The sequence below is a fragment of the Novipirellula sp. genome (assembly GCF_041583735.1).
In the GTDB taxonomy this organism is placed as follows: Bacteria; Planctomycetota; Planctomycetia; order Pirellulales; family Pirellulaceae; genus Novipirellula.
The window spans coordinates 1-3,403 of the sequence record NZ_JBFHFD010000806.1 but is presented as its reverse complement, the minus strand read 5'-3'; the positions used below and the strand labels follow the sequence as shown (position 1 = coordinate 3,403).

Here is a 3,403-nt window from a genome sequence, read left to right as displayed (position 1 = left end):
TTCACGCTTGTGACGGGATTAACGTCAACGATGTCACCCAATCAACATCGCTGTCGCGGCGGCAATTGGAACGTCGTTTTCGTGAGGTGTTGGGCCGTACACCTCACGAACAAATCATGGCAACGCAAATCGAGCGGACCAAGCAATTGCTTCGCGAAACCGATATGACCCTTGAACAGCTCGCACCCAGGGCCGGTTACAGCCATAAAGAGAGCTTGTGTGCCGTTTTTAAACGCGAAACTGGTCAGACGCCCGGTGATTATCGCGCCAAACACCAAGTGGATAATCGCAAGTGATTAGGCGACGCGGTTAAAGAAGTTGCCGGTCGATCCGAGTTGCTTGCCCAGTGCTTGTTCAAACTTCTCGACGTTCACTCCGTTGTCTTCGAGGACCTGAGTCCATGCCGCGCGGACGGATTCGGATGAAACATTTCCCGATTGGCTCTCTTGCTGCTCGGTGAGCGTTTCAATCAACTGGTTCAACAGTTGATCCACTTCGGTTTCGTCAACGTCGGCGGCCAGCAATGCAGATTCGACTGTCGAGGAATCGTCCTCTTCGGGCTTGGGGCCTCGGCCGGGCCGTGGGCCTGCTGGCCGATTGCCCTGGATCGCCTCGCCGACTTTTTCAGAATCGATACCGTTGGCTTCTAACACGCCATCGATCGCCGAACGGATGGCGGTTTCACTGGTCGACCCCGACGCCGAACTCGACTTGACCTCCTCGACCGCTTCTTCCACCTGACTCAGGACACTCGAGGCGGTCGAATCGTCCACTCCCACTGCGGTCAACGCTGCGGCAAGCGTTTCTTGTTTCTTTGGAGGCGGGCCTTGGGCCGGTCGGCTAGTGGCAGAGGCTTGGCTGCTGAACGACGAAGCCGATGCGGAAATGTTCATGTCGCTTTCTCGGTTTAGATTGCTGAGTTCGGCATCAGGCAACCCTATGCTTGATGCGATCACAGTGGTCATCTTCGTGGTTTCGAACCAATCCTCTTGCGTCAAAATCGCCGCGATTTACGATGTTTTGATTGAAAATGACCCTCGCCGAAAATTATCAGAAAAACTCCAAAATCCCTGTCACCCTGCCGCTGCCGATGACGCATTGCTTGTTTGGCGGCTCATCTTTTTTGCCCTGCTGTAGAGGCGTCTTGATGTGCCCCGACGTCGTTATGCCCCAAAATCCTTGTGGGCTGGCGTCCTTGTGGGCTGGCGTCCTTGTGGGCTGGCGTCCTTGTGGGCTGGCGTCCTTGTGAGCTGGTGTCCTTGTGAGCTGGCGTCCTTGAGAGCTGGTGTCCTTGAGAGCTGGTGTCCTTGAGAGCTGGTGTCCTTGAGAGCTGGTGTCCTTGAGAGCCGCGACAACGAGGGTGGGGACCCGGCGTCTTGATTGGAAGCCGCTCGCTTTAGAGACCGCTCGTTTAGAAGCCAGAGTCAATGCAGAGTCCGGCGGCGGCTAATGTCGCATCAAATCGGTGATCCGTCTTACCCCAGGCAGGGCGCGGGTGACCGTGATCGCCATGACCCGGTCGTTGTAAGAGTCGACGTTGCCTTTGATCTCAACGTCCCCGTCCCCACAGTCGGTAACGGTCAAATCGACACATCCCACTCGGGTGAGTGAGGATTTTACACGGAATTCGATGGACGGAAGATTTCGATTCATAGTTCGCCTCGACGGTAGGTGGCAATTCATCATGGCCTACCGTTGAAGGACGAATTCGTGCAAGGGACGTCACGCCACCTCGCTAGATGTTCGCTCTTTTTTTTCGCCGAGCGAATCTACTTCAGCTCATCCGTCCGCTTGAGCGTCACCGAGCGAAGATTGATCGGTTGCCAATGACCGGCGTCCGGTTTGATCCGAAAACTGTATTGGCCGGATTGATCGAATTCGATGGTTCCAAGCGTACGGATGTCATAGTTTCCGTAGCCGCCCGTCGACTTGATTTCCACCGTTTGCAATTCGCCGGCGTGTCCAAAGCCAACACGACTCTTCTCCTTTTCCATCGACAGCGTCGCGGTAACTTCGTAGCGTCCCGGGCGATCGATGTTGATGTTCCATTCCACCCATGCTTGGTCATCCACCCAGTATCCGATGTGCGGAATGTCCGAATGGAACCGAATGTCGGCTTGCCGGCTACCTTCGTTGTTGTGGATATAGCCGGTGTCAGCCGAAAGCACCAAAGTGCCCTTCGCATCGGGCGTGGGCAGTTGGACGGCGACTTGGGGCGCGCCATCGATTTTCATTTCAATCACACTGGCGAACTCATCGGGTGCGTCGCTTGACAACGTTAATTCCACTCCGCTGTCGGTGGATTTTGCTTTCAGAAAACTGTCATCGGCTAACAATTTGGCATGGTGGACTTGGTTCGTGATACCGGGAACCAAAAGTTTTCCATCCGCAGGCCAATCAAAAACGTGCAAGTACAAGATCGTTTTGCCGTCCACTGATTTTGCGGTGCAGCGTCCCCAGTCCAATTTGGGCAGCGGACTAGCCGTGGTTCCATAGATAGATTCGCCATTCACATCCATCCATTTTCCAACACCCTTTAGTCGCTCGACCGCCTCGGGCAGCAGCGTTCCTTCGCCGGTGGGGCTGACATTCAACAGATAGTTGCCTCCCTTGCTAGCGATATCGATCAAATTGCGGACCAAGGTGGTGGTGGATTTGAAGTCGTTATCCCCTTTCTTATAGCCCCAGCTACCGCTGATTGGCATGCAGACTTCCCAGTCCTCTTCGCCCGGAGCATGAGGCGGGATTTGGCGTTCAAACGTTTTGTAGTCACCGCGATAACCTTCGCCCAAACGATCGTTGGTGATGACGTTGGGCTGCAGCTTGGTCAGCGAATGCAATGCGTCAAACGATTCGCGGCTCATCTTTCGTGGCGTGTCCCACCAAAAAATGCCGATCGGGCCATACTCGGTAAGCAATTGCTTGACCTCGGGAACAGCCTTGTTCATCACGTATTCATCCGAGCTGACGCGTTGGATCGACTTGTCCCAACTGTTGCCAAAGCCACCGGGGTGATGCCAATCTTGGGCTTGAGAATAGTAGAAACCGAATCGAATGCCTTGTTCTTGGCATGCTTCGGCCAGCTCTTTCATGATGTCACGGCCAAACGGCGTCGCGTCGACGACGTTGAAGTGATTCGCTTTGGAATCGAACATCGCGAAACCATCGTGATGCTTGGCCGTGATGACCAAGTATTTCATTCCCGCTTGCTTTGCCAGACCGACAAATTCCGACGCATCAAATTGAGTCGGGTTAAACTGGGCAGCGTACTTTTCGTATTCCGCGATCGGGATCTTCCCACGAGCCATCATCCATTCGGCGCTGTTGGGCAGCTTTTGGCCGTTGTATTCGCCACCGACGGTCGAGTAGATGCCCCAATGAACAAACATGCCGAATTTCGCTT

The 3,403-nt window shown here is 54.5% G+C and carries 4 protein-coding genes; 1 reads left to right on the top strand and 3 read right to left on the bottom strand.

Going from position 1 to position 3,403, the window contains the following annotated elements:
- On the top strand, positions 1 to 296 hold a 296-nt coding region (locus ABX962_RS33035), incomplete at its 5' end, for a helix-turn-helix domain-containing protein (protein ID WP_372725944.1).
- Here the strand turns inward: ABX962_RS33035 and ABX962_RS33030 are convergent.
- From ABX962_RS33030 to ABX962_RS33020, 3 genes are all read right to left on the bottom strand, one after another.
- Positions 297 to 965, bottom strand: coding sequence for a hypothetical protein (locus tag ABX962_RS33030; RefSeq protein WP_372725943.1), 669 nt, complete (start codon positions 963 to 965; stop codon positions 297 to 299).
- Between the two features lie 481 nt (positions 966 to 1,446).
- Positions 1,447 to 1,653, bottom strand: coding sequence for a BON domain-containing protein (locus ABX962_RS33025; protein WP_372725942.1), 207 nt, complete (start codon positions 1,651 to 1,653; stop codon positions 1,447 to 1,449).
- Between the two features lie 116 nt (positions 1,654 to 1,769).
- Positions 1,770 to 3,403 (bottom strand): alpha-L-fucosidase (locus ABX962_RS33020; RefSeq protein ID WP_372725941.1); only part of this gene is annotated, 1,634 nt, incomplete at its 5' end.

Coding starts and splice junctions, on each gene's coding strand:
- ABX962_RS33030 (WP_372725943.1), bottom strand. CDS start 965: ATGACCACTGTGATCGCATCAAGCATAGGGTTGCCTGATGCCGAACTC.
- ABX962_RS33025 (WP_372725942.1), bottom strand. CDS start 1,653: ATGAATCGAAATCTTCCGTCCATCGAATTCCGTGTAAAATCCTCACTC.